26 protein-coding genes are annotated in these 24,668 nt (G+C 42.3%); 10 read left to right on the plus strand and 16 right to left on the minus strand.

Annotation, left to right across the window (positions count from 1 at the left end):
- The first annotated feature begins 75 nt into the window (after nt 1-75).
- A complete protein-coding gene (locus CFR83_RS00215; RefSeq protein WP_088811922.1) occupies nt 76-507 on the plus strand; it encodes a PaaI family thioesterase in 432 nt (143 codons plus the stop codon).
- Here CFR83_RS00215 and CFR83_RS00220 read toward each other — a convergent pair.
- Together CFR83_RS00220 and ygfZ are read right to left on the minus strand one after the other, a co-directional pair.
- A complete protein-coding gene (locus tag CFR83_RS00220) occupies nt 504-1,352 on the minus strand; it encodes an NRDE family protein (protein WP_088811923.1) in 849 nt (282 codons plus the stop codon). The two genes, CFR83_RS00215 and CFR83_RS00220, sit on opposite strands and share 4 nt — an antisense overlap.
- 8 nt (nt 1,353-1,360) lie before the next feature.
- On the minus strand, nt 1,361-2,365 hold the full coding sequence (ygfZ, locus tag CFR83_RS00225) for a CAF17-like 4Fe-4S cluster assembly/insertion protein YgfZ (protein WP_243383291.1): 1,005 nt from the start codon (nt 2,363-2,365) through the stop codon (nt 1,361-1,363).
- Between the two features lie 43 nt (nt 2,366-2,408).
- Between ygfZ and mltG the strand changes: the two genes are divergently transcribed.
- The 6 genes from mltG to CFR83_RS00255 all read left to right on the plus strand — a co-directional run bounded on the left by mltG (nt 2,409) and on the right by CFR83_RS00255 (nt 7,292).
- The gene (mltG, locus tag CFR83_RS00230) at nt 2,409-3,455 is read left to right on the plus strand and encodes an endolytic transglycosylase MltG (RefSeq protein WP_088811924.1); all 1,047 of its coding nucleotides are present in this window, start codon (nt 2,409-2,411) and stop codon (nt 3,453-3,455) included.
- Between the two features lie 32 nt (nt 3,456-3,487).
- Nucleotides 3,488-4,159, plus strand: coding sequence for a dTMP kinase (gene tmk, locus CFR83_RS00235; protein ID WP_423808360.1), 672 nt, complete (start codon nt 3,488-3,490; stop codon nt 4,157-4,159).
- A 58-nt stretch (nt 4,160-4,217) separates the two neighbouring features.
- The gene (gene holB / locus CFR83_RS00240; protein ID WP_088811926.1) at nt 4,218-5,321 is read left to right on the plus strand and encodes a DNA polymerase III subunit delta'; all 1,104 of its coding nucleotides are present in this window, start codon (nt 4,218-4,220) and stop codon (nt 5,319-5,321) included.
- Nucleotides 5,322-5,339: 18 nt separating this feature from the next.
- On the plus strand, nt 5,340-6,119 hold the full coding sequence (locus CFR83_RS00245; protein WP_088811927.1) for a TatD family hydrolase: 780 nt from the start codon (nt 5,340-5,342) through the stop codon (nt 6,117-6,119).
- A 150-nt stretch (nt 6,120-6,269) separates the two neighbouring features.
- A complete protein-coding gene (locus tag CFR83_RS00250) occupies nt 6,270-6,836 on the plus strand; it encodes an ankyrin repeat domain-containing protein (protein ID WP_165765023.1) in 567 nt (188 codons plus the stop codon).
- A 24-nt stretch (nt 6,837-6,860) separates the two neighbouring features.
- On the plus strand, nt 6,861-7,292 hold the full coding sequence (locus tag CFR83_RS00255; RefSeq protein ID WP_088811929.1) for a DUF3293 domain-containing protein: 432 nt from the start codon (nt 6,861-6,863) through the stop codon (nt 7,290-7,292).
- A 55-nt stretch (nt 7,293-7,347) separates the two neighbouring features.
- On the opposite strand, the gene CFR83_RS00260 is transcribed toward CFR83_RS00255, so the two are convergent.
- The 7 genes from CFR83_RS00260 to CFR83_RS00290 form a co-directional block, all read right to left on the minus strand.
- Nucleotides 7,348-8,529, minus strand: coding sequence for an acetyl-CoA C-acyltransferase family protein (locus CFR83_RS00260; protein ID WP_088811930.1), 1,182 nt, complete (start codon nt 8,527-8,529; stop codon nt 7,348-7,350).
- Between the two features lie 158 nt (nt 8,530-8,687).
- Entirely contained in the window at nt 8,688-10,046 is a 1,359-nt protein-coding gene (rimO, locus tag CFR83_RS00265) for a 30S ribosomal protein S12 methylthiotransferase RimO (protein WP_088811931.1), read from the minus strand.
- Nucleotides 10,047-10,598, minus strand: coding sequence for a polyhydroxyalkanoate synthesis repressor PhaR (phaR, locus tag CFR83_RS00270; protein ID WP_088811932.1), 552 nt, complete (start codon nt 10,596-10,598; stop codon nt 10,047-10,049).
- A 97-nt stretch (nt 10,599-10,695) separates the two neighbouring features.
- Nucleotides 10,696-11,436, minus strand: a complete 741-nt coding sequence (locus CFR83_RS00275; RefSeq protein ID WP_088811933.1) for a 3-ketoacyl-ACP reductase — start codon at nt 11,434-11,436, stop codon at nt 10,696-10,698.
- A gap of 51 nt (nt 11,437-11,487) precedes the next feature.
- Nucleotides 11,488-13,119: a class I poly(R)-hydroxyalkanoic acid synthase gene (gene phaC / locus CFR83_RS00280; RefSeq protein WP_088811934.1), complete on the minus strand. Its 1,632-nt coding sequence runs from the start codon at nt 13,117-13,119 to the stop codon at nt 11,488-11,490.
- Nucleotides 13,120-13,238: 119 nt separating this feature from the next.
- On the minus strand, nt 13,239-14,000 hold the full coding sequence (gene pgeF, locus CFR83_RS00285; protein ID WP_088811935.1) for a peptidoglycan editing factor PgeF: 762 nt from the start codon (nt 13,998-14,000) through the stop codon (nt 13,239-13,241).
- Complete coding sequence (locus CFR83_RS00290) at nt 13,993-15,018, minus strand: RluA family pseudouridine synthase (protein WP_243383292.1); 1,026 nt, start codon at nt 15,016-15,018, stop codon at nt 13,993-13,995. Before CFR83_RS00290 ends, pgeF begins: the two co-directional genes overlap by 8 nt.
- Here CFR83_RS00290 and CFR83_RS00295 point away from each other — a divergent pair.
- A complete protein-coding gene (locus tag CFR83_RS00295; protein ID WP_088811937.1) occupies nt 15,012-15,875 on the plus strand; it encodes an outer membrane protein assembly factor BamD in 864 nt (287 codons plus the stop codon). The genes CFR83_RS00290 and CFR83_RS00295 overlap by 7 nt on opposite strands.
- A gap of 65 nt (nt 15,876-15,940) precedes the next feature.
- Here the strand turns inward: CFR83_RS00295 and alr are convergent, their stop codons facing one another.
- On the minus strand, nt 15,941-17,053 hold the full coding sequence (gene alr, locus CFR83_RS00300; RefSeq protein WP_088813137.1) for an alanine racemase: 1,113 nt from the start codon (nt 17,051-17,053) through the stop codon (nt 15,941-15,943).
- Between the two features lie 50 nt (nt 17,054-17,103).
- Here alr and lplT point away from each other — a divergent pair, with 50 nt between their 5' ends.
- The gene (gene lplT / locus CFR83_RS00305) at nt 17,104-18,420 is read left to right on the plus strand and encodes a lysophospholipid transporter LplT (RefSeq protein ID WP_088811938.1); all 1,317 of its coding nucleotides are present in this window, start codon (nt 17,104-17,106) and stop codon (nt 18,418-18,420) included.
- A gap of 18 nt (nt 18,421-18,438) precedes the next feature.
- On the opposite strand, the gene CFR83_RS00310 is transcribed toward lplT, so the two are convergent.
- From CFR83_RS00310 to aceB, 4 genes are read right to left on the minus strand one after another with little or no spacing between them, the layout of a single operon-like run.
- On the minus strand, nt 18,439-18,927 hold the full coding sequence (locus CFR83_RS00310; protein WP_088811939.1) for a DNA polymerase III subunit psi: 489 nt from the start codon (nt 18,925-18,927) through the stop codon (nt 18,439-18,441).
- A 4-nt stretch (nt 18,928-18,931) separates the two neighbouring features.
- Nucleotides 18,932-19,411, minus strand: coding sequence for a ribosomal protein S18-alanine N-acetyltransferase (gene rimI, locus CFR83_RS00315; protein ID WP_088811940.1), 480 nt, complete (start codon nt 19,409-19,411; stop codon nt 18,932-18,934).
- Nucleotides 19,412-19,424: 13 nt separating this feature from the next.
- Nucleotides 19,425-20,165, minus strand: a complete 741-nt coding sequence (gene tsaB, locus CFR83_RS00320; RefSeq protein WP_088811941.1) for a tRNA (adenosine(37)-N6)-threonylcarbamoyltransferase complex dimerization subunit type 1 TsaB — start codon at nt 20,163-20,165, stop codon at nt 19,425-19,427.
- Entirely contained in the window at nt 20,166-21,743 is a 1,578-nt protein-coding gene (gene aceB / locus CFR83_RS00325; RefSeq protein WP_088811942.1) for a malate synthase A, read from the minus strand.
- Between the two features lie 192 nt (nt 21,744-21,935).
- On the opposite strand from aceB, the gene CFR83_RS08360 reads away from it, so the two are divergent.
- Nucleotides 21,936-22,106, plus strand: coding sequence for a hypothetical protein (locus CFR83_RS08360; RefSeq protein ID WP_165765024.1), 171 nt, complete (start codon nt 21,936-21,938; stop codon nt 22,104-22,106).
- An 81-nt stretch (nt 22,107-22,187) separates the two neighbouring features.
- Here the strand turns inward: CFR83_RS08360 and CFR83_RS00330 are convergent, their stop codons facing one another.
- Together CFR83_RS00330 and accC are read right to left on the minus strand one after the other, a co-directional pair.
- Nucleotides 22,188-22,649, minus strand: a complete 462-nt coding sequence (locus CFR83_RS00330; RefSeq protein ID WP_088811943.1) for a VOC family protein — start codon at nt 22,647-22,649, stop codon at nt 22,188-22,190.
- A gap of 8 nt (nt 22,650-22,657) precedes the next feature.
- Nucleotides 22,658-24,655 (minus strand): acetyl-CoA carboxylase biotin carboxylase subunit, encoded by a 1,998-nt coding sequence (accC, locus tag CFR83_RS00335; RefSeq protein ID WP_088811944.1) that lies wholly within the window; start codon nt 24,653-24,655, stop codon nt 22,658-22,660.
- Between the last annotated feature and the right edge of the window lie 13 nt (nt 24,656-24,668).

The following is a 24,668-nucleotide window of genomic DNA, read 5'->3' on the forward strand; positions in this document are numbered from 1 at the left end:
TCCATTCTAGGATGCCTTGCGAATATTTGCAGAAAACCTATGTATCACGTCTATAACCACGATTAAGATATGGCTATGGATAAAAAACAGTTAAAAGATTTGGGTGTTGAATTAGATGTACCTTTCCTGAAGTTATTGGGGGTCCGTTGCTTGCGAGCTGAGCTGGGTGAGGGAGAAGTGGTACTTGCTTTAAAGCCTGAGCACAACAATAGCTGGGAGGTTGCTCATGGTGGTGTTTTATTAACTTTGATGGATGTTGGTATGGCAGTAGCCGCACGAGCAGCTGATGAGGCTGGTCGCGGTGTAGTCACCGTTGAACTAAAAGCTAACTTTATGCAGGCTGCGCAAGGCGTTGTTAGGGTGGCTGCTAGAACTGTTCATGCTACACCGACATTAGTATTTGTCGAGGCAAAGCTCTACGACGAGCGTGACCGGATCTGCTGTATGGGAAGCGCGACGTTTAAATACTTTAAAGAGCTACCCAGCAGGCAAGTCAAAAAGAATTAAGCGCGGGCATTATGAAAGTTTTCAAGTTGCCCTTCAAAAACTTGGGTGTCTAGTTCTTTTTCTGCATTAAAGAGTTTTTCTATTACTTCGTAGCGGCCATCTTTTCTAATTCTGATGAGTGATGTTGATCTGGTGCCGTAATTAGGCGTTCTAATAAAAGCAGAGGAGAGCGCTTTTTCCCATTCATAAGAAACACCCGTTTGAGGTAAATAATCATCTGGTGCTTGGGTCATGTCTTCCATGGCCCTTAGATAGTGTTCAGAACGCTTGAATTCCCCTGTATCCATTGCCAATAATTGGGCAAATGCACCCACTCGATGCTGAACTTTAGGCCAAGGTGTGTCTAACATGCCATTTGATAAACCATAAATCCCAGGATTTAATTTTTGTGGATGCATGACTTTTCTGGGTCTAAGACTTTTTCCCATCAAAACCCGATTGCTTAACCAAACTAATACTGGATCTTTATCCGATAAATCAGTTGCTAGCAAATTAAATCCGTTATAGCGATTAAATGTATGGCCATGCACATCGATAAAGCCTTCAGGGCTATCTGCGCTTTTCAAAAACTGGGCAGTAATTTCCCCACGAGTTTGCGCGTCTGGATTTTTCTCGCTAGGTGCTCTGACATTGGTAATTGCGGCAAAGCGGCCAGTTTTGCTAATCCCCATCCACGTGCCTGATTGACCTTTTACATCGGCACGATCGCGTCCAGCAAGTATGTGTGGGTGGTCATCCCACCAATGCATTGGGTCTGTGGCACGCTCATAAAACTCATCTCTATTAGCGAGTACAACCAGCGGATATTCTGGGTGTGATTGCCAAGAGGTAAGTATTAAGCACATACCAGCGTTTAAATCTCAATTAGTGGATAAGGCAGGCTAGCAAATTGAATGGTTGGTCCATTCACGGAACCCAGGTGAACGGATCCGGTTTCAAGAGCCTCTAATTTACATTCAGCTTGGATATCGATACGCTGCTCGATACTAGGGTGGTGGGCGCTAAGTACAACCATGCCGCATGGTTGTTGTGGATCCTCACTGTGAAAAATCTCAGCGCCGATAGCAACTTCATGATTAGCATTTAAGTGCCCAATTTGTAAGCGGCGTTTAATTGTGCCGCGATACTGGCTTCTAGCAACGACCTCTTGACCTGGATAACAACCTTTTTGGAAATCAATACCCTTCAGTGATTCCATATTAATCATCTGGGGCACAAATTGCTCGTATGTTGATTGTGTAATTCGAGGAATACCACTTTGAACCTCCAACCAATTCCATGTATTGATGGCTGCACTTACGTTATTGCTCTGTATCTCTTTAAGCAAAGTCTCCTGCTCTACAGTGCAGGTGAGTAGGTAGCGTTGATAATTAATTCCATCAACTTGGACTGTTGGCAGCTCAGATACACGAACGCCTGCGGCACTGATTTTTTGTAATTGCGCTGTATTGGAACTGTCTACATCTAGAGAGCCATACACTTTGTAATGATTACTCTGATCTATCACTTTGACTTTGGATCTCAAGACAAACATGCTCAGACGCTTACTGAGGGTCTGAGCTAAGTCTGAGGAGATGAGTAGTTGATATTCTGGAATATCTTCACCCGCTTCATTTTTAGTATTTCTGCGGGTAATCCAAAAGCTGCTCATCAAGCGGCCTTTGGCTGAGCAATAACCTGCAAAGCGGTTTTGAGTATGAGCTAAAGCGAGCTCCCCAAGATCGATTGGTTTGATTGATTTGACACTATTGGTTAGTTGATTTTGAAGAAAATCAGTAGCATCTGGACCGGTGACCGTGATGATGGACCAATTATTTAACTCAGTAGTTGATGGTGCAAGAGTTGGTGACATAGTCATTCAAATTTCTAAATTTTTATAAATATGCTTTTATCATAGACGGATGAAGAACGTTTTTACACCTATTTTTTCTAGACCTGTATTTAAGGTTATTTCCCTAATATTTTTAGGCTTGTTGGCAGGCTTTATTTACCTTGGGTTTATTGCATCAGTCGTTCCTAATAAAGGGTTTCCATTGACGCCGGCGGGCCAACTGAGGGTAAAAGTTTTACCAGGCTCTAATGTGGCAAGTACAGCCAAACAACTTGCATCTCAGGGGGTTCAAGTTTCTAACATCACTATGCAGGTGGTAGCACGTGGCTTGTTTCAGGGAAAAAAGTTAAAAGCTGGCGTATATGACTTTTCTCCTGGATCTAGCCTAGCCACCATTCTTTTTAAAATGGGGCGGGGCGACAGTATCAAGTTGAGTGTAACTTTGGTTGAAGGTTGGACTTTTAAACAATTTAGATCAGCCATTGATGTTCAAGCCGATCTAAAGAAGGAAACCAAAGGTCTTTCAGCCAAGCAAATTTTGGCTAAATTGGGTGCCAACGAAAGTCATCCTGAAGGTTTATTTTTTCCAGATACTTATGTGTATGAGCCGGGTGACAGTGATTTGAGGATTTATCAAAAAGCCTATAAATCAATGCAGACTCGGTTAAATGATGCGTGGCAGATAAGGGCTGGTGATTCTCCAGTTAAGTCACCTTATGACCTACTTAAATTGGCTTCTATAGTGGAAAAAGAAACCGGTCACCCAGATGATCGTGGTTTGGTTTCTGCGGTATTTAACAACCGCTTAAAGCTAGGCATGAAACTCCAAACAGATCCAACCATTATTTATGGTTTAGGTGACTCGTTTGATGGCAACATTAGAAAAAAAGATCTCTTGAAGGATGGTCCCTACAATACCTACACCCGTTATGGTTTGCCGCCTACACCCATAGCTATGCCTGGTAAAGATGCATTGATTGCAGCGGCAAAACCGTCTAACTCTAAGGCTCTATATTTTGTTGCTAGGGGCGATGGCCGAAGTGCCTTTTCTGAGTCCTTGGTAGCGCATAATGAGGCTGTGAAGAAGTACCAATTGAGCAATGCATCTGCTAAATAAATTTTTATACCCTGAATAGATTCTAAATACTTATGTCTTTAATGACCCAGTCACCCAATCAGCCGGGTTTTTTCATTACCTTTGAGGGTATTGATGGTGCAGGCAAAAGCACTCACATTGAAGCTTTTGCAACTACCTTAGCGAAACAATATCCTCACAAAGAGGTAGTTTTGACACGTGAACCAGGTGGTACGGCTTTAGGTGAAAAACTACGTGATTTGTTGTTGCATCACCCAATGCACCTTGAGACAGAGGCGCTATTGATGTTTGCAGCAAGAAGGGAGCATTTAGCAACGGTAATTGAGCCAGCTCTATCTGCTGGAAAGATAGTTATTTCAGATAGGTTCACAGATGCTAGCTTTGCCTATCAAGGCGGCGGGCGTGGCTTAGATTTGGCCAAACTCTACGAACTAGAGGTTTGGGTGCAGATGCGTCTGAAAAATGATGGGGTGGGGCAGAGGTATCTTCTGCAGCCTGACTTGACCTTCTTATTTGATTTACCTAGTGAAACTGCTGAGGCTCGCAGAAGTGCCGTGCGTGAGCCAGATAAATTTGAACAACTGAATACAAGTTTTTTTGAGAACGTACGCCAAGAGTATTTGCGTCGTGCCAAGGATGATCCTGCCAGATTTAGATTAATAGATGCTAGCCAAACAAAAGAGCAAATTTGGAATTTACTTCAAGAAACATCTATAACAATATGATTATATTGGTTATTTTAATCATTAATTTTAACTATAATCATCGATATAATCTAAAGCTATGAAGAACTCTTTATTCCCTTGGTTTGAGCAAACTTGGTCAGAGATTAGCTTAACCAATATGCCTCATGCGGTTTTATTGCATGGTCAAACTGGCATAGGGAAGATGGAGTTTGGCTTGTATCTAGCCAAGGCCTTGTTGTGTGAATCAGGCGATCATCAAAAACCTTGCTGCCAATGTGAGGCTTGCCATTGGTTTGATACAGGTAACCACCCAGATTTTTTAGGCATTGTTCCAGAGACTATGTACTTGAGTTTGCCCCATGAGCAGATGGAAGGCGCAGATTCCCTAGAGGACAAACCTAAGCGTGGCAAAAAGAAATTAGATGATGATGCAGATAAGGCAGATAAAAAGGCGAGTTCATTTATCAAGGTTGAGCAAATTAGAGACGCGTTGGAGGGCATCAACACCACACCTCATAGAGGTCTTCAAAGGGTAGTGCTCATTAATCCTGTTGAAGCACTACAGGCTGTATCTGCCAATACCTTGCTTAAAACACTTGAGGAACCACCAGCTAGCACCTTATTTATTCTGCTGAGCGATCGCCTAGATCGTATTTTGCCAACAATCAGATCTCGCTGCAGATTAATAGCTTTACCGAGACCTCAGAAAGAGCAAGCTCTCGTTTGGCTATCCAATCAACTTCAGCAAGCTGGAGTTAAAAAAGCCCAAACCGATATTGATAAGGCCTTGAGCCAGTCAGGTGGCTCTGTCATGGATGCGCTCAATGAGATGCTTGGCGTCAACGATGAAGAGGATGTTTCCCAAGCAACAGATGCACTCTTAGGGGCTCTATCTCTAGCAGGCAATCTAAATTGGTTGATAACTGCTGAGCAAGTATATAAAGCACCTATGTCAAATTTACTGATCACCCTTGAACGTTGGATTTTTGATTTACTAAGTCAACAACAATCAGGGCAAATACGTTATTACCCATCTAGACAAGTTGAAATTGAAAAGTGCGCTAAGTTAGCCAAGCCCAATAAGGTGGTGAATTTTTGGCGAACACTCATAGATGCTCGCAGACATGAGTTACATGCACTGGCTAATAGGGTACAAATTGAGGCTTTATTGATACGTTATCAAGAGCTGTATAAAGATTAATAAGGGATTGGATTTTTAATGTTTGTTGATTCACATTGCCATTTAGATTTTCCTGAGTATGCCAATCAAGTTCCAACACTTTTGGAGCGCATGAAGGCAGCTAGGGTAACGCATGCGATGTGTATATCTGTAGATATGCCTGATTTTCCAAATGTTCTAGCTTTAGCTGAGGCTTATGAGAACTTATTTGCTACAGTTGGAACACATCCTGATTATGAGGATACGCCAGAGCCTACAGAGGACCAATTGGTGGAACTTGCAAACCACCCTAAAATTCTGGCAATTGGGGAAACTGGCCTAGATTATTACCGAATTGGTGATAGAACTTATGCACAAATGGAGTGGCAAAGAGAGCGCTTTCGCACTCACATTCGTGCAGCCAAAAGAGCCAATAAGCCTTTAATTATTCATACCCGCTCTGCATCAGAAGATACGATTAGGATTCTGAAGGAGGAGGGGGCTAATCAGGTTGCAGGTGTTATGCATTGCTTCACAGAAACATGGGATGTCGCACAGGCTGCCATGGAGCTAGGCTTCTACATCTCCTTTTCAGGCATTGTGACCTTTAAAAATGCCAAGGAATTACAAGAAACCTGTAAAAAAGTGCCATTGGACCGAATGTTAATAGAGACGGATGCTCCATTTTTAGCTCCAATTCCACATCGAGGCAAGACAAATGAGCCTGCTTGGGTGTCTCATGTCGGAGAGTTTATTGCGAATCTAAGGGGCATCTCCGTCGAGGAAGTCGCTCAAGCAACCACCCATAATTTTAAAACCTTGTTCAAAGCGCCAATTTGAGCATTTTATTCCTAGAATTTGATGTATAAAACACTCATAAACCGTTGTTGTAAAACATTAATTTCATTTTTTTATGGCCTTGTTCTAGCTCAAACTAGTGTGGCTCAGGTTAATCAATACCAGACTGAAAATTTTCTAAATTCAGTCAAAATGAACGATGTTAAGGCTGTAAAAAAGGCTTTGAGTGATGGCATTAGCCCCAACTCTATGGATGCACAGGGTAATTCTGCATTAGCTATCGCTATTACTGAGAAATCCCTGGATGTTGTGAAGATATTGGTTGATACGCCATCTATTGACCTTGAGCGACCGAATTTAGCAGGTGAAACTCCCATCATGATGATGGCATACACAGATATGTATGATTTATTGGTCTACCTGGTTGATAAGCGCGATGTTGAAATTAATAAACCTGGTTGGACGGCATTACATTACGCAGCAACGAATGGACATATGCGTGTGGCCACATATTTATTAGATAAACATGCCTATATAGATGCTTTAAGCCCGAATGGGACAACGCCATTAATGATGGCAGCCAGAGGTGGTCACATTCATGTAGTGAAACTACTTTTAGATCGTGGCGCAGACTTATCTAAACGCAACGCTATGAAAATGACAGCGATAGAGTTTGCTGAGCAAAATAACCAATCTGAGATTGCTATAGGGCTTAAATCTAGATGGTCCAAGGTCTATGGCAAGCCTTACGTCAACTAATCATATATTCGCATAATCATTATTATGTTAAATAAGATATATGTATCAGAAATAACATATGGTGAAACGTACAAAAATGCTGAATACCAGGTCACTACTCCAGATGGATGGATTGCATTCAAGATTGGTGAACATAACCAGTATCTAGATCAACTTCTAGATGCCAATAGAGTTGATATGGCAGCTTTGATTACTGCTTGGAATCCTCAGGGAAAGATGTGCGAGATAAAGGCAAACCATCAAGCCAATCAGTCACTAGAGCTAGCGATCCAAGAAATGGGACTCCCCTATTATCTTGGCTCTGGGAGTGATCCAAAGGGCGCATGGAAAGAAGATAGCTATTTGGTGATGGGTATTGGTTTGAGTAAGGCAAGCGAATTAGGGGACGCATATCAGCAAAATGCAATTGTATGGATCAATAAGGGTGAGGCACCATCACTAATTTGGTTAAGGTGATGGAATAAAAAAAGCCGCTAACGTATTAGCGGCTTTTTAGGCAGAAACTTAAGGCTTATAAGCGTTCAAATACAACCGCAATACCTTGACCGCCACCAATACACATTGTTACCAATGCATATTTACCACCTGTGCGGTGAAGTTCATAAATTGCCTTTGTGGCAATAAATGCACCTGAACAACCTACTGGGTGACCTAGAGCAATCGCACCACCATTAGGGTTGGTCTTAGTCATGTCCAAACCTAAACCTTTAGAAACAGCAATTGCTTGCGCAGCAAAAGCTTCGTTAGACTCAACAACGTCCATCTTGTCGATAGTCAAACCAGCACGTTGTAATGCAAGCTTAGATGCAGGAATTGGACCCTCACCCATGATGTCATTAGGAACACCAGCTAGTGCATAAGACACTAGACGTGCCAAAGGCTTCTGTCCTGCTTTTGCTGCTGCATCAGCAGAGGCTAATACGAAGAATGCTGCGCCATCGTTAATACCTGACGCATTACCAGCAGTCACCGTACCATCTTTCTTGAAAGCAGGCTTCATCTTGCCCAAGCTTTCCATTGTGGTGTTGGCTTTAACATGCTCATCAGTATCAAACACCACATCACCCTTGCGAGTCTGCATAGTGATTGGAACGATTTGTGATTTGAAGCGGCCATCAGCGATAGCTGCAGTAGCACGACGGTGTGACTCAACTGCTAGAGCGTCTTGCTCTTCGCGAGTGATATTCCACTTGGCTGCTAAGTTTTCGGCAGTAATACCCATATGACCTGCGCCAAATGGATCGGTCAATGTAGCCACCATCATGTCAATCATTTTTGTATCACCCATGCGCGCGCCTGTACGCATCGCAGGGGCACCATAAATACCACGTGACATGACCTCTACACCACCACCAACGCCATACTCACAATCACCCAACATGATTGCTTGAGATGTAGTCACGATACCCTGCAAACCTGAGCTACATAAACGGTTAACAGCCATGGCAACTGAGTCCATTGGCAAGCCAGCTTGAATGGCCGCTACGCGGGCAACATATGGGAAACGTGATTCTGTAGGAATACAGTTACCAACGGTCACATAATTAATTTGTTTAGGGTCTACGCCAGAACGATTCACAGCCTCTTTCATGACTGTGCCAGCTAATTCAGCCGGTTCCATGCCGCTCAATGAACCACCAAAACCACCAATAGCAGAACGAACTGCACTCAATACAACAACATCACGTGCCATCTGGAACTCCCTTGTTACTTGTTATTAATAGAAAAAACTAGTCTGTAGGGCTAATCTTACGAGTAACTGTCTAAAACAATCTATTAGTACTTACCAAGGGTAATCACTCATAAAAAAACAGCTAATAATTGATTTGGATGAAAGAATTCTATTTAAAACTAAAGCTGAGCGATGAGGTCATGACCTTGAGTGCCTACAACTGTTGCTTTGACAAATTCACCCACACGGTACTTTTTAGAGATCTTATCTGTAGGCAGTAGGTGAACTAGACCGTCGATCTCCGGAGCATCAGATTGACTACGACCCACCCCTCCTTGACCATTAACCGCATCAACTATTACTTTGATGCGCTTACCAACTTTGGCTTGAAGAAGTTGAGTAGAAATCTCCTCAGCAACAGCCATAAATCTTGCTTGACGTTCATTTCGAATGGCATCCGGTAGTGCGCCATCTAGCTCGTTAGCCTTAGCACCCTCCACTGGTGAGTATGCAAAACAACCAGCTCTATCAATTTTTGCCTCACGCATAAACTCCAGTAAGTAATTAAATTCCTCTTCTGTTTCTCCTGGGAATCCTGCAATGAAGGTGCTTCTGATAGTTAAATCAGGACAAGCTTTGCGCCAAGCCTGTATGCGATCCAAATTTTTCTCGCCACTAGCGGGACGCTTCATACGTTTGAGTACATCTGGGTGTGCATGCTGCATTGGTATATCCAAATATGGCAGAACTCCACTACCCTCATCTGCGAAACCGGCCATGATAGGCAATATTTCATCGACATGCGGATAAGGGTAAACATAATGTAACCGTACCCATGCATCATGCTGACGGGCCAACTTACCTAGCGCCTCAACCATATCAAATAATTTAGCTTTAACTGGGCGGCCATCCCAAAAGCCAGTTCGATACTGAACATCCACACCATAGGCACTTGTGTCCTGTGAAACCACCAATAGTTCTTTAACGCCTGCTTCAAATAAATGCTGAGCCTCAAGCAATACATCACCAATTGGTCGTGAAACTAAATCACCACGCAAACTTGGAATAATGCAAAAAGTGCAGCGGTGATTACATCCTTCTGAAATTTTTAAATATGCATAATGCTTGGGAGTTAGCTTAACTCCGGCTTTAGGCACTAAATCTGAGAAGGGATCATGCGCTTTTGGTAGATGTTGGTGAACAGCAGTTAATACCTCATCAGCTGCATGTGGACCAGTAACAGCTAAAACTTTAGGGTGTACTGATGTCACAACATCAGAACCATCGGCATTCTTTTTTGCCCCCAAACACCCGGTCACAATGACCTTGCCATTTTCAGCTAGTGCCTCACCAATAGCATCCAAGCTCTCTTGAACTGCCGAATCAATAAAGCCACAAGTGTTAACCACTACAAGGTCTGAGCCTGCATAATCCTTTGCAATCTCATACCCTTCTGCACGCAGTTGTGTAACGATGCGCTCAGCATCGACTAATGCCTTAGGGCAACCTAAGGAAACAAAACCAATCTTGCCACTCAATTATTTATCGCTCTTATTGGGAGTTGTGAAAGGGAACCCAGTAAATACATTAGGGGTTTGATCTTTCATTTTTTCTTGCATTTGAGTAAATAGATTTTTACTCTGCTCAATGTAGTTACCCATTTGCATCATTGGGTTTTGCATATTCATGAACTGAGCCCAACTTTCAGGGGTTGCACCACCCTGCTTAGACTGCTCAGCAAATTGACTTTGCATGTCTATGAATGATTGAATATTTTTTTCTAACATGCCACCCACCATGCCTTGCATAGAGTGACCATAGAATCTAATCATTTGAGACAACATCGGCGTTGTGAATAGTGGAACACCACCAGCCTCTTCTTCCAAAATGATTTGCAAAAGAATGGCTCGTGTTAAATCTTCTTCCGTCTTGGCATCAAGGACCTTAAAGTCATCATGAGCAAGCACCAAGCCTTTAACATCAGACAAAGTCACGTATGTACTTGTTTGAGTATCGTAAAGACGACGATTAGGATATTTCTTAATAATCCTAACGCCAGCTGATTTTGCAGATTGTCTTTTTGTGACCATATCAAATAATTAGGGCTTGAATACGCATATTGTATGTGTAAATCAAGCCCGCTCCTAAAAACTAAGCAACATGCCCTTTTTGGGGGCATGGAATTGCTTAGCCCATATGTAAACCACCATTTAGCGAGAAGTCTGCACCTGTAGAGAAACCACCTTGGTCGGATGCCAACCAAGAAACAATCGAAGCGATTTCATCTGGTGTACCCAAACGCTTAACTGGGATTGTTGAAATAATTTTCTCAAGAACATCTTCACGGATAGCAGTAACCATATCTGTGCCAATGTAACCAGGCGATACAGTATTAACAGTTACACCTTTAGAAGCAGTTTCTTGTGCTAAAGACATAGTAAAACCATGAATACCAGCTTTTGCTGTTGCATAGTTTGATTGACCAAACTGTCCTTTTTGACCATTAACAGATGAGATGTTAATGATTCGACCCCAACCAGCATCAACCATGCCATCAATTACTTGTTTGGTGACGTTGAACAATGAGTTCAAGTTAGTATCGATAACAGCGCGCCAATCTTCTGGTGTCATTTTGCGGAAAACTGTGTCACGAGTAATACCTGCGTTATTAACCAACACATCAACTTTTCCGTGTTCAGCTTTTACTTTATTAAAAGCAGCTACGGTACTTTCCCAATCACCAACGTTACCTTCTGATGCTGTGAAATCAAAACCTAGTGCTTTTTGCTCAGCCAACCATCTATCTTTACGTGGTGAGTTAGGACCGCAACCAGCAATTACTTTAAAACCATCTTTTGCCAAACGTTGGCAAATAGCGGTACCGATACCACCCATACCACCTGTTACATACGCGATCTTCTGACTCATTCTTCATCTCCCTTAATTTGAGTGCATTACAACTTTAAAAATTACTAATGATTAATCTATGGCTTTTTCTTTAACGTAAGAGCCTGGTGCTTTTTCAATTACCTTGTACTTTGTATTTCCATAGGATTTAGGCGCAAGCTTTTGCTTACCACTGTGAGGAACAAGCCACTTTGCCCAATCCGGCCACCAACTACCAGGGATTTCCTTTGCACCATCAAACCATGCATCCGCTGTTGTAGGTAGTTTTGAATTAGCCCAATAATTACGTTTTTTCTTGGCAGGAGGATTGATGACACCTGCGATATGACCTGATGCACCAAGTACGAAATGGACTTTTGCACCCTTTAATAATTTGACAGATTCATAAGCAGACCACCATGGAACGATGTGATCTTCTCTAGATGCATACAAGTAGACTGGGCATTTAATTTTGCCTAAATCAACTTTTTCACCACAAATAGTTAACTTGCCAGGAACTTTTAGCTCATTTTGCAAATATAAATGGCGCAAGTACCAAGAATACATAGCACCAGGCAAATTCGTTGAGTCGCCATTCCAGTACAGTAAATCAAACGGTGGCGGAGAATTTCCCTTGAGGTAGTTATCTACAACGTAATTCCAAACCAAGTCATTTGGGCGCAAGAATGAGAAAGTATTTGCTAACTCAACCCCTCTTAACATGCCACATTTGCCACCATTCTTACCGCCGATACTATTTTCCCTAAGACTGACTAGAGCTTCGTCGACAAAGACATCCAAAATACCTGTATCTGAAAAATCTAACAAGGTAGTGAGTAACGTCAAGCTTGCTGCAGGATGTTGATTTCTTGCAGCCATCACAGCAAGTGCCGTGGTGGTTATGGTGCCACCAACACAGAATCCTAAAATATTGATTTGCTTTTGGCCGCTGATATCTTGAACGGTTTCAATCGCATGAATCGCGCCATCACCAATGTAATCGTCCCAAGTTGTATCCGCCATTGACGGATCAGGATTTTTCCAAGAGACCAAATAGACTGTGTGTCCCTGCTCCACCAAATAACGTACAACGGAACTCTCTGGCTGAAGGTCCAATATGTAGTACTTGTTGATGCATGGTGGAATCATTAAGTACGGGCGCTCATAAACTTTTGCAGTTAGTGGCTTGTACTGAATGATTTGAAATAATTTTGTTTGATAAACAACTGCGCCCTCAGAAGTTGCAACATTCTTGCCAACTTCAAAAGCTGATTCATCGGTTTGTGAAACTTTGCCCTTACCTAAGTCTTGCAAGGCATTAAGGATGCCAGTGCGTAGAGACTCTCCTTTGGTTTCAATCAGACGTTGCTGCGCTTCAGGATTAGTTGCTAGAAAATTTGACGGTGACATCGCATCAATCATTTGCTCGATGCTAAAGCGAATTCTTTGTCTAACTTTGGCTTCTGCCTCTACTGCATCTGCTAGATTAAGTAGATGGCGAGAGTTAAGTAGATAAAAGTTAACCGTGGCCTGATTCCAAGGGTTTTGCCATGCATCAGCTCTAAAGCGACGATCTGTGATTGGTGTACCAGTTGGGTTGGCCCATAAAGCAGATAACTCTTTGGCATATTGCTGTTCAATCTCCACCAATTTCTCTGGTGGAATGAGAGCCATATGCTGGGGGGCTAGGCTAGGACCTGGACCAAAGCCTTGCATATTCACCATAACATTCCCTTAATCTAATTATTGACCTTTTGTCTAACCCCTATTCTGAGGTTTTATTGGGGAAATCGTTATAAGAATTAACCCTATCTGAAACTTGTTGAAAGCTTACTTAATAAGCTTTAGGCCCTATTTTTGATCCAGATTAAACTGGCCATACGACCAGTAATGTGATCTCTACGATATGAAAAGAAATTCATATTCTTAAACGTGCATTCATCGCCACCCTCAATGTCATAAATACCCATAGCGTTTAACCGATTTTTGGCTAGACCATAAATATCAGCCATATATTTGCCGGCCTTGTTGGATGGTACAAATAATTTTGATGATTGTGGGTCATGATTAATAAACACGCTAACGACGTCCTCACCCACCTCAAACGATTGTGGACCGATGGCTGCTCCAAAATATGCCCTTATCGTCTCTTGAGAATTTTGAATAATTATTTTCTCTTGCATCAATTCCACGGTTTGTTCAATCACTCCACTAGCTAAGCCTCGCCAACCTGCATGGACTGCTCCGATAACTGAACCATCTGTTGTTGACAACAAAATAGGTAAACAGTCCGCAGTCAAAATCGCTAGAACCTGATCTTTCTTTATAGTTACGGCAGCATCTGCTGTTGGTATGAAACTGCCATCCCAAGTATCGGCATCAAAAACCTCACACCCATGAACTTGATTAAGCCAAATTGGCTTACTGGGTAGTTTACTGATTAATAAGTCTCTGTTTTGCTCAACTACATTTACATCATCACCAACATGTGTTGCGAGGTTGAGGCTGTCATATGGGGGTGAACTATATCCACCGCTTCGGTTAGTAAAGAGAATGTCTACACTGTTTGGAATGAAGCAGCTGGATTTGATTGAGTCGTCAAACATCAAAAGATTCCCAGTTTGGCCATAAACAAGATGCACTAAATCCAAGATTTTCACCTAATTGCTGCATATCGGACGGTAATGGAGCTTTCCAAATCATTGATTCTTTAGTCCTAGGGTGTTCTATACCTAAAACTGCTGCATGCAGAGCTTGTCCTGGTCTTTCAAAGGAGAGGCTAGATGCATCAGTAGGCAATTTCTTTTTGTAGACTGGATCGCCCACTAGTGGATTACCAAGTGACTCTAGGTGGACTCTGATTTGATGTGTTCTTCCGGTTTCCAGGCGGCACATCACCAGTGATATTTTAGTTTTCTGAAAATCTACGGTTTCCAATTGATGAACATGTGTCACGGCTGGCTTACTGGCTGAACCTGTGAGTAATGCCATCTTCAATCTATCACGTGGATCACGACCTAGTGATGCATGTACTGTTTGAGATTTAACTTGGCCCCATGCAAATGCTAGGTAACGACGAATTACTTGTCTGGACTGCAACTGACGTACTAAATCAGTTTGTGCCTCGAGGGTCTTTGCGATCATCAATAGCCCTGAAGTATCCTTATCCAAACGATGGACAATGCCTGCACGCGGCACTGCTGCGATATTTGGATAGTGATGAAGTAAAGCGTTTAAGACTGTGCCAGACCAATTTCCTGCTGCAGGGTGAACAACCATACCCGCAGGTTTATGAATAACTAGAATGTCTTCATCCTCATAGACAACATCTAGAGAAATATTTTCCGGTAGATAGGCTTGTTCCTCTGCGCTAGCTTGTGGGACCACGATAATCTGATCTCCAGCATTAACGGAATATCTGATTTTTAGGGGTAATCCGGCTAAAGTGACAAAACCACCCTCAATCCATGATTGCAGCCTATTTCTAGAGTGCTGAGGTATTAATTGGGCCAAAACCTTATCTAAACGCTCGCCCGCCAAATTATCTGGCACAACTACAGCAATAAACTCTTCCTCATCGATATAATGGGATGCATTGATCTCAGGAGAATCTGGTAATGCCAAAATTTGGTGCCCTTTCATCTAAAAGTAACGTTAGTTTAAGTCTGAAACTGCTTCGTCTAGGTTCAGCATCCTTATTATTTTCCACTGCCCTACTTTCTGGCTGCGCAGGCGATGCTAATGATGAGACTGCAGGCTGGTCACAAAACAAACTATACGTTGAAGCTAAAGACGCCATGGATGGTGGTGACAATGCAAAATGCATCAAATATTTTGAAAAATTAGAGGCTAGATATCCTTTTGGACCCTATGCTCAACAAGCGCAAATTAATGTTGCATATTGTCACTGGAAAGACGGTGAATTAGCACAGGCTATTGTTGCTGTAGATCGATTCATTCAATTGCATCCAGGTCATCCTAATGTTGACTATGCCTACTATCTCAAAGGTCTAATTACTTTCAATGACAACATGGGCTTTCTGGGCAAGTTAACTGGGCAAGATTTGAGTGAAAGAGATCCAAGAGCTGCACGTGACGCCTTTGAAGCTTTCAAGACTTTAACTACTCGTTATCCTGACAGTAAGTACACTCCAGATGCTTTGGATCGCATGCGCTACATTGTTAACTCATTGGCAGATAGTGACGTTAATACAGCGCGTTATTACTACCGTCGCGGCGCTTATTTGGCGGCAGTCAATCGTGCTCAGCGTGCGATTACAGACTACGACAGAGCACCAGCGACTGAAGAAGCTCTTTATATCCTTTACAAGTCATATGAAGCACTAAATATGAAAGATCTCAGTAATGATGCATTAAGGGTATTAAAACTTAATTTCCCAAATAGCAAAATCTTAGTCACGGGTAAGCGCGCTGATGCCGATGAGAACAAACCATCTTGGTGGCAGATTTGGCGCAAATAAGTATCTTGTTAGCCAGTAAAAAAGGAAGGCATGACCTTCCTTTTTTATTACCTATTTTCTGATTTTTACCCAGTCCTAGGGACTCTTGGCGCCAATGCGCAAAGCAACTCATAACCAATTGTTCCTGCTGATTGAGCTACTGCATCAACTGGCAAAAAATTGCCCCATAACTGAACATCGGTACCAACATCAACATGAGGCATATCGGTGATATCAACTGTAATCATATCCATTGATACTTGACCTGCCATACGGCAAACTTTCCCGTCTGCAAGTCCATTGGGGCCAGCAATCCAAACAGGCGTTCCGTCTGGAGCATGTCTTGGGTAACCATCTGCATAGCCGCAAGCAACAATACCAATACGTATAGGTACATCTGTTTTATATCTTGAACCATATCCAACAGATTCATGCGCATCTAAATGTTGAATACCAATAATCTTTGAATTTAATGACATCACGGCTTGCAACTTAGCATGTTCAATATCTTCATATTTACCAGATGGTGATGCCCCATAAAGCATAATTCCAGGCCTTACCCAATCCGAAAAAAACATGTGGTGATGCCACAAAACAGCCGCAGAATTGGCAAGAGATCTATCCCCTTCAAATCCTTCGATTGCTTGATGAAAAATTTCAGCTTGCTCATCCACGCTTGGAGAGCGATCTACATAGTCAGCATTTGCAAAGTGAGTCATATGAGAAATGCCGTAGCCGCTGGCATGTAAGCGGTGATAAATCTCTTTGTACTCATTTGGTCTGAAACCCAGTCGATTCATGCCAGTATTCATTTTTAAATAAATTTTGGGTAAATGGCTGCTTGCCCCATGTTTTGCCTCACTGAGAGCCTCTAACCAATCAACTTGATCAATATGGTGAACCACGCAGTCACAATGAAGATCTGATACTAGAAATATATCTTCTTGGCTAAATAAGCCCTCAAGCAAAAGAATGGGCCCTTGCCAACCCATATCACGCAACAACTTTGCTTCTGCGAGATCTAACAGGGCAAATCCATCAGTGGTTTTTAAACCCTCAAAAGCACTAGCCAAGCCATGACCGTAAGCATTAGCTTTAACAACTGACCATACTTTTGAGCCAGGAACGAGTTCTCTGACCCGCTCCAAGTTATGGCGCATGGCATCAGAGTTTATGTGGGCATAGATCGGTCTTGACAGAAAATACTCACTTTCGTGTTTTAATGACAACTCATAACTGAATTGTACGAATGAAACCAGGTTTTTACACAATTATGGCGGCGCAATTTTTTTCGTCGCTCGCAGACAACGCGCTCTTAATTGCAGCCATTGCACTGTTATACCAGCTTCAAGCTCCAGCTTGGATGACGCCGCTCCTGAAGCTTTTCTTCGTCCTATCTTATGTAGTTCTAGCAGCCTTTGTGGGAGCTTTTGCTGACTCTCGCCCAAAGGGCAATGTCATGTTCTGGACCAACAGCATCAAAATTGTTGGCTGCCTAGCTATGCTATTTAGCGCGCATCCTCTGATGGCATATGCAATTGTTGGCTTTGGAGCTGCCGCCTATTCACCAGCGAAATATGGAATTTTGACTGAGTTATTACCCCCTGAAAAATTAGTTGCTGCTAACGGTTGGATAGAAGGACTGACGGTAGGCTCCATTATTTTGGGTACGGTGTTTGGTGGCATGTTGATTTCGAATCAATTGTCTACTTACTTATTATCTTTTGATTTACCTGTTTTTAATACAGGCATTGATACGGCCCCTGAGGCAGCAATAAGCGTTATTGCTTTTATTTATCTAATTGCAGCAGCTTTTAACCTAAAAATTCCAGATACTGGTGCCGTTTATCCTCAACAAGAAACTAATCCAATTCGACTGGTCAAAGATTTTGAACACTGCTTTAGAACTCTTTGGACCGATCGCCTAGGTCAAATTTCATTAGCAGTAACAACATTATTTTGGGGAGCAGGAGCAACGCTTCAGTTTATTGTCCTTAAGTGGGCTGAATCTGCATTGGGCATGAATTTATCGGAAGGTGCCATCCTACAAGCGGTTGTTGCTTTTGGTGTGGCTGGTGGTGCTGTATGGGCTGCATGGCGAGTTCCACTTAAAAAATCGCTCAATGTTCTAATTTATGGCGTGGTAATGGGTGCGTTGGTCATGGTTTTGGCTATTTTCCGAAAAGACCTAATACCAGATATATCAATTAATCTTGGCATTATTAGCCTACCCTTGTATCTATTAATTGCATATTTATTCTTGATAACCATTGGCTGGATGTCAGGCTACTTTGTCGTGCCAATGAATGCCCTACTGCAACATCGTGGCCATGTTCTTTTATCTGCTGGTCACTCTATTGCAGTACAAAACTTCAATGAAAATCTATCTGTCTTGGGAATGCTTTGTCTTTACTCACTGCTAATTTGGTTAGAGGTTCCCGTTAGCTTTGTCATTGTCTTATTTGGCAGTTTTGTTTGCCTATTAATGATCTACATCATTCGGTGGCATAACCGTAATCAAATGGAATATGACTCTCTTCACCTAATCGGTGAACATAAACATTAAATCACCTGAGATTTAGCGTTATACCAGTGACCTGGCCAGTATTAAGTCTTGCCAGGTCTTAATTTTATCTAGAGGGTTTTTCAATAAATGATCGGGATGGTAAGTTAATACAACAGGAACCTCATTACCGCTCTGTTCTAATGAATGAACTGCCCCTCTGAGTTCGTTAAATGGCTCTGACAAGCCAAGAAGAGTCTTACCTAGGGTTGCACCCATTGCCACAACTACTTGCCCCTTAACGCCCTCTATTTGCACTTTTGAACTACTAACCACTTGTACGGTAGCGCAACTAAGCATTAGTGAAGCCAATATCTTGTCAAATAAGATGTTGCCAGTATCGGTCAACTCATCTACTACAAAAGTCCACATGCTTGATTCATGATTACCTACCTGTTGCATAGATGTTGGCGCACTTCCATGAGTCAATTCTCTATTTGAGGCTAGATCTTCATCTTTAACCACCCATGTACTGATGCCCATGGCATTTAAATAATCAATTTGACTCATATATTTAGGATTTTATTAACGATTTTTTCATGACAATGGCATCTTCTCTTCCGCCCGAGGTTAAAGGATAGTAATCCTTTCTCAAGCCAACTTGTTCATAGCCCAATTTCTTGTATAACTGAATAGCTGGCTTATTACCAACTCTGACCTCTAAGAAAATACTTTCCATTGACCGCGATGAAGCAAGATCTTCCATAATTCCCAAAACTCTTTGTGCGTACCCTTTTTTTCTATAAGAGGGATCGACAGTGATGTTTAAGAGCTCCAACTCATTGACCCCAGGCAAAAGTACGCAATAAGCCATCAACTCATCAGAATCCTCGTTATCATCAGCGAGTCGACGTAAACAGTAAGCCCAGTATCCAGCATTTAATGAATCAATAAAATTACCCTTGGTCCATGTTGACTCGTGACTATGACTTTCGACATCAATCACTTCATCAAGATCCCTAACTGCCATAGGTAAAAGTCGAACATTAATCATAGCAATCAACTAACTAGATATTTTTTGAAGCAGCATCACTACGCTCTGCAATAGTCTGTGCAACTTTATCTCTGACGTAGATTGGTTGCAGATTCTCTGCAGTCACATGCATGCCTCTAGCCAGCATATCTAGACCCAATGAGGCTATTGATTTGGCATGTGGAACCACATTGGGATCAACCGCTAATGCTTGATTGGAGAGCGCACTCATCTCACTTGCATAGTTGCTAATTGCATTACCAACTAAATAAAAAGAATCATTTGGGCAATCAATCTCTTGGGGTAACGACAAATAAATATCCCCAGTACGATCAGGTAAACCATTATTTAGCACGATATAGGTTGCCCAATAAACTTCATTCATACGTGCATCTACAGCGACCAATATTGTTTCACCAGCAACCAGCTTTAAGCTCTGAATACCTTCTAAAGCAACCGCATCAAGACAAACAATCGGCAAGCAAGGTAAGTCAGCAGCAAAAGCCATACCCTGAGCAATACCAACACCAATTCTTATACCTGTAAATGCACCAGGACCTATTCCAACTGCGACAGCTTCTAAATCTCTAAAATTAATATTAGCCTCTGTGAGTAGTTGCTCTACCCAATCTAAAGCATATTGACCGGACTCAGGCCCGAGATTTTCATGCCTTACTAATGACAAAGGGGACTGCGGATTACCCGAGCCCCCTTTTGGGTCGACTAAGGCCACAGAACACCACTGTGTCGAGGTGTCGATGGCCAAAATAGTCAATTAGATTTCCTCGTACAAAGGCAAAGTTAAGAATTCTTCAAATTTTTCACTTGTACTCATTGTGTCAAAAATCTCTGCAGCACGGTCCCAATGACCTGTTGCACCACTTGCTTTAACTTTTGGCAACTCTTCAGCAATTAACTTGCGAACCAACTCAGCTGTTACCTTTGTGCCGTCTTCCAAAACACCTTTTGGTGAACGAATCCATTGCCACACTTGTGAGCGACTAATTTCAGCTGTAGCAGCGTCTTCCATCAAATTATGGATAGGCACACAACCATTACCCGCAAGCCAAGCGCCTAAGTAATGAATGCCTACATTGATATTCATACGCAAACCAGCTTCAGTAATTGGTGTTTCTGGTTGGAAGTTCAACAAATCAGCAGCTACAACATTCACTTCAGGTTTTTGTTTTTCGAATTGGTTAGGTTTATCACCCAATACCTTCACAAACTCTGCCATCGCTGGCTCAACCAAACCTGGGTGAGCTACCCAACCGCCGTCGTAACCATCTTCTGCGTCACGTTTTTTATCATTAATGATGCCTTGCATAGCAATGGCATTCTTCTCAGGATCATTCTTAATAGGAATTAACGCGCTCATACCACCCATAGCTGGCGCACCACGCTTATGACATGTCTTCAATAGCAATAATGCATAAGCACGCATAAATGGGGATGTCATTGTTACTTTGGCACGATCTGCTAAACAGAAGTTCTGATCAACTTTGAATTTCTTGATGCAAGAGAAAATGTAATCCCAACGGCCAGCGTTAAGACCTGCGCTATGTTCACGTAATTCGTAAAGAATCTCTTCCATTTCGAATGCGGCCAAAATAGTCTCAATCAAAACAGTTGCTTTGATCGTGCCACGAGGAACACCTAACTCATCTTGAGTCATACAGAAAATATCATTCCATAGACGTGCCTCTAAATGGCTCTCCATTTTTGGCAAGTAAAAATATGGGCCAGCGCCACGTGCCAACTGCTCTTTTGCGTTATGGAAGAAAAATAATGCAAAGTCAAAAATACCGCCTGAAACACGTTGACCATCAACAGTTACGTGTTTTTCATCTAAGTGCCAGCCACGTGGACGAACTTGCAATGTCGCAATCTTGTCATTTAATTTGTAGCTCTTACCATTTTGCTCAAGGCTAAGTTCACGACGAACTGCCTTCTTCATATTAATTTGACCTTGAATTTGATTTGTCCAGCTAGGGCTGTTGGAATCTTCAAAGTCAGTCATATAAGAGTCTGCGCCTGAGTTAAAAGCATTGATCACCATTTTTGCTTCAACTGGACCAGTGATTTCTACACGACGACATTGCAATGCTGCTGGAATTGGAGCAACTTTCCAATCACCCTCGCGGATAGCTTTTGTTTCAGGTAAGAAGTCAGGTTTTTCACCAGCATCCAAGCGCTTTGTGCGCTCAACACGTGCTTTTAACAATTCTTGACGACGTGGCTCAAAAGCACGATGAAGTTTGGCGACTAAAGCCAAAGCTTCAGGAGTCAAAATAGTAGCGAATTCTGGGGTAACTTCGGCATTGATAGCCATGCCTTGTGGCAAGTTTGACATGAAAACTCCTGAAAAAACAAATAGTTATGATTATTAAAGGCTAATTACTTAAAACTGTAAAAACGACATTATGCCTTAGCTATTGAAAATGTTTCATAGACTTAGGCAGCAATTTAAAGAATATCTAATTTGCGTCAACCAAACTAAAAACTCATACGTTATAGCTATAAGGAAACTTTATAGGAGCCTTTTGTGAGATACGGTTTTAATCACTTGTCAGATGATGAATTTCTTGTTTTGTGCAAAGAATTGAATAAAAACAAGGGTTTATTGCTTATCGGAGCAATTAGAGAGTTACCGCCTAAGCTAGCTGCATTTGCAGAATGGCGAAAAGGCCTCACTTACATGCCGGTCTATGCATAAGAACAATAATTAAGACAATACAAATACAAAAAACCGCCTTTTTGAGGCGGTTTTTGTTTTTAAGGCATTAGGAACAAGTCACTAACTAAGCGCTGCAATCACATCAGCTGGCGCCTGCACTAATTCAATCAGCACACCCTCGCCTCCAATTGGAAATTCTTCATTTCCCTTGGGATGCAAAAATGTGATGTCGTATCCAGCTGCACCTTTACGAATGCCGCCTGGCGCAAAGCGAACTCCATTGGCAGTGAGCCACTCAACTGCAACAGGCAAGTTATCAACCCACAACCCAATATGATTGAGTGGTGTTGCATGAACTGCTGGCTTTTTCTCAGGATCAATCGGTTGCATCAAATCCACTTCAACCTTATGAACACCCTTACCCATTGCGCAAATGTCCTCATCAACATTTTCACGCTCTGATTGAAATGTACCGGTGATTTCTAAACCAAACATATCTACCCATAATTTCTGGAGCTTAGATTTATCTGGTCCGCCAATGGCAACTTGTTGAATGCCTAGAATTTTGAATGGTTTAGTCATTAATTAACTCACTCAAATCTAAGAATTTGCTGATCAACGGCCAAGCTTTCACCTTTAGCAGCCATTACTTCTGCCACCACACCATCTTGGCTAGCCACAAGAACGTTCTCCATCTTCATTGCTTCGATAGCAGCAAGACGTTGTCCAGCTTCCACTTTCTGACCAACAGTCACAGCAACATCGACTAGAAGGCCAGGCATTGGCGATAACAAGAACTTGGACATGTCAGGCGGTTCTTTAAATGGCATTAGCTTTTGCATTTCCGCACCAGCTGGAGTTAACACCAAGCTATCAACTCGAACTCCATCAAACTGAATGCGATAGTACAAGCCAACGCGCTCTACTTGAGCAGAGATTGCTTTACCATTAACAATTGCCTTATAGATAATCTGTCCAGGATTCCAATCCGTATCAATTTTATAAATCTCACCTGCTACGTTTACTTCGTAGCCTTGTGACGACTCATTAACAGATGTCTCAACATAGTCCATTTTTCCTGGCTCACCTGAGGCAACCACAAACTCTGTTGGAATCTTAACTTCGTGACCTTCTAACTGACCATAAATTCCAGCAGCACGATCTAAATAGCGACGATGAACTGCTGTAGCTAAAGCATCCATCAACTTATCATCGGCAGGTACAACATCAGATGCGCGGAAGCCATGTGGGAACTCTTCAGCAATAAAGCCTGTATTGAAGTCACCTGAAATAAAACGTGGGTGCTGCATCAAAGCTGCTTGGAAGGGAATATTTGAATGTATACCGCGAATCACAAACTCGTTTAAAGCTGCACGCATTTTTGTGATGGCATCTAAACGATCTTTGCCATGCACAATGAGCTTCGCAATCATTGAGTCATAGTACATAGGGATTTCGCCACCCTCGTACACCCCTGTATCAACGCGTACACCATTTACTTCTTCAGGCGGCTGATATCTAACTAAGCGTCCAGTTGATGGCAAGAAATTTCTATAAGGATCATCCGCGTTAATACGGCATTCCATTGACCAGCCATTGCGCTTGATATCAGCTTGTCCAAATGACAATTTTTCACCAGCTGCAACACGAATCATCTGCTCGACAAGGTCAAGACCAGTAATTGATTCAGTGACAGGATGCTCAACCTGTAGACGTGTGTTCATCTCTAGGAAATAGAACGATTGATCCTTACCAACCACAAACTCAACCGTTCCGGCAGACTGATACTTAACCGCTTTAGCCAAGGCAACAGCCTGCTCACCCATCGCTTTTCGAGTTTCTTCGCTAATGAATGGTGATGGAGCTTCTTCAATTACTTTTTGATGTCTACGCTGAATAGAACATTCACGCTCCCAGAGGTAGACGGCATTACCATGACCATCGCCTAATACTTGAATTTCAATGTGACGTGGTTCTTCAACAAACTTTTCAATAAATACGCGATCGTCACCAAAACTATTACGTGCCTCATTTTTACAAGCTGAGAAACCCTCAAAAGCTTCTTTATCGTTAAAAGCAACACGCAAACCCTTACCACCGCCACCAGCCGATGCTTTAATCATCACTGGATAGCCAATACCCTTAGCAATCTCTACAGCTGCCTCAGGTGTATCAATCGCATCGTTATATCCCGGTATGGTGTTAACTTTTGCTTCATTAGCTAGTTTCTTGGAAGCAATCTTGTCACCCATTGCAGCAATTGAATAATGCTTGGGACCAATGAAAGTGATGCCCTCTTCTTCTAAGCGCTTAGCAAAAGCTTCGTTCTCAGACAAGAAACCATAACCCGGGTGAACAGCTTCCGCACCAGTATCTTTGCAAGCTTTGATGATGTTATCCATCACTAAATATGACTCGCGAGATGGTGCTGGGCCAATACAAACGGCCTCATCAGCTAACTCAACGTGCCGCGCATCTTTATCGGCTTCTGAGTAAACAGCAACAGTTTTAATACCCATCTTGCGGGCAGTTTTAATAACGCGGCAAGCTATCTCACCACGGTTAGCAATCAGAATCTTTTTAAACATGTTCTTTTCCTAA

This window comes from Polynucleobacter victoriensis, assembly GCF_900187875.1.
Classification (GTDB): domain Bacteria; phylum Pseudomonadota; class Gammaproteobacteria; order Burkholderiales; family Burkholderiaceae; genus Polynucleobacter; species Polynucleobacter victoriensis.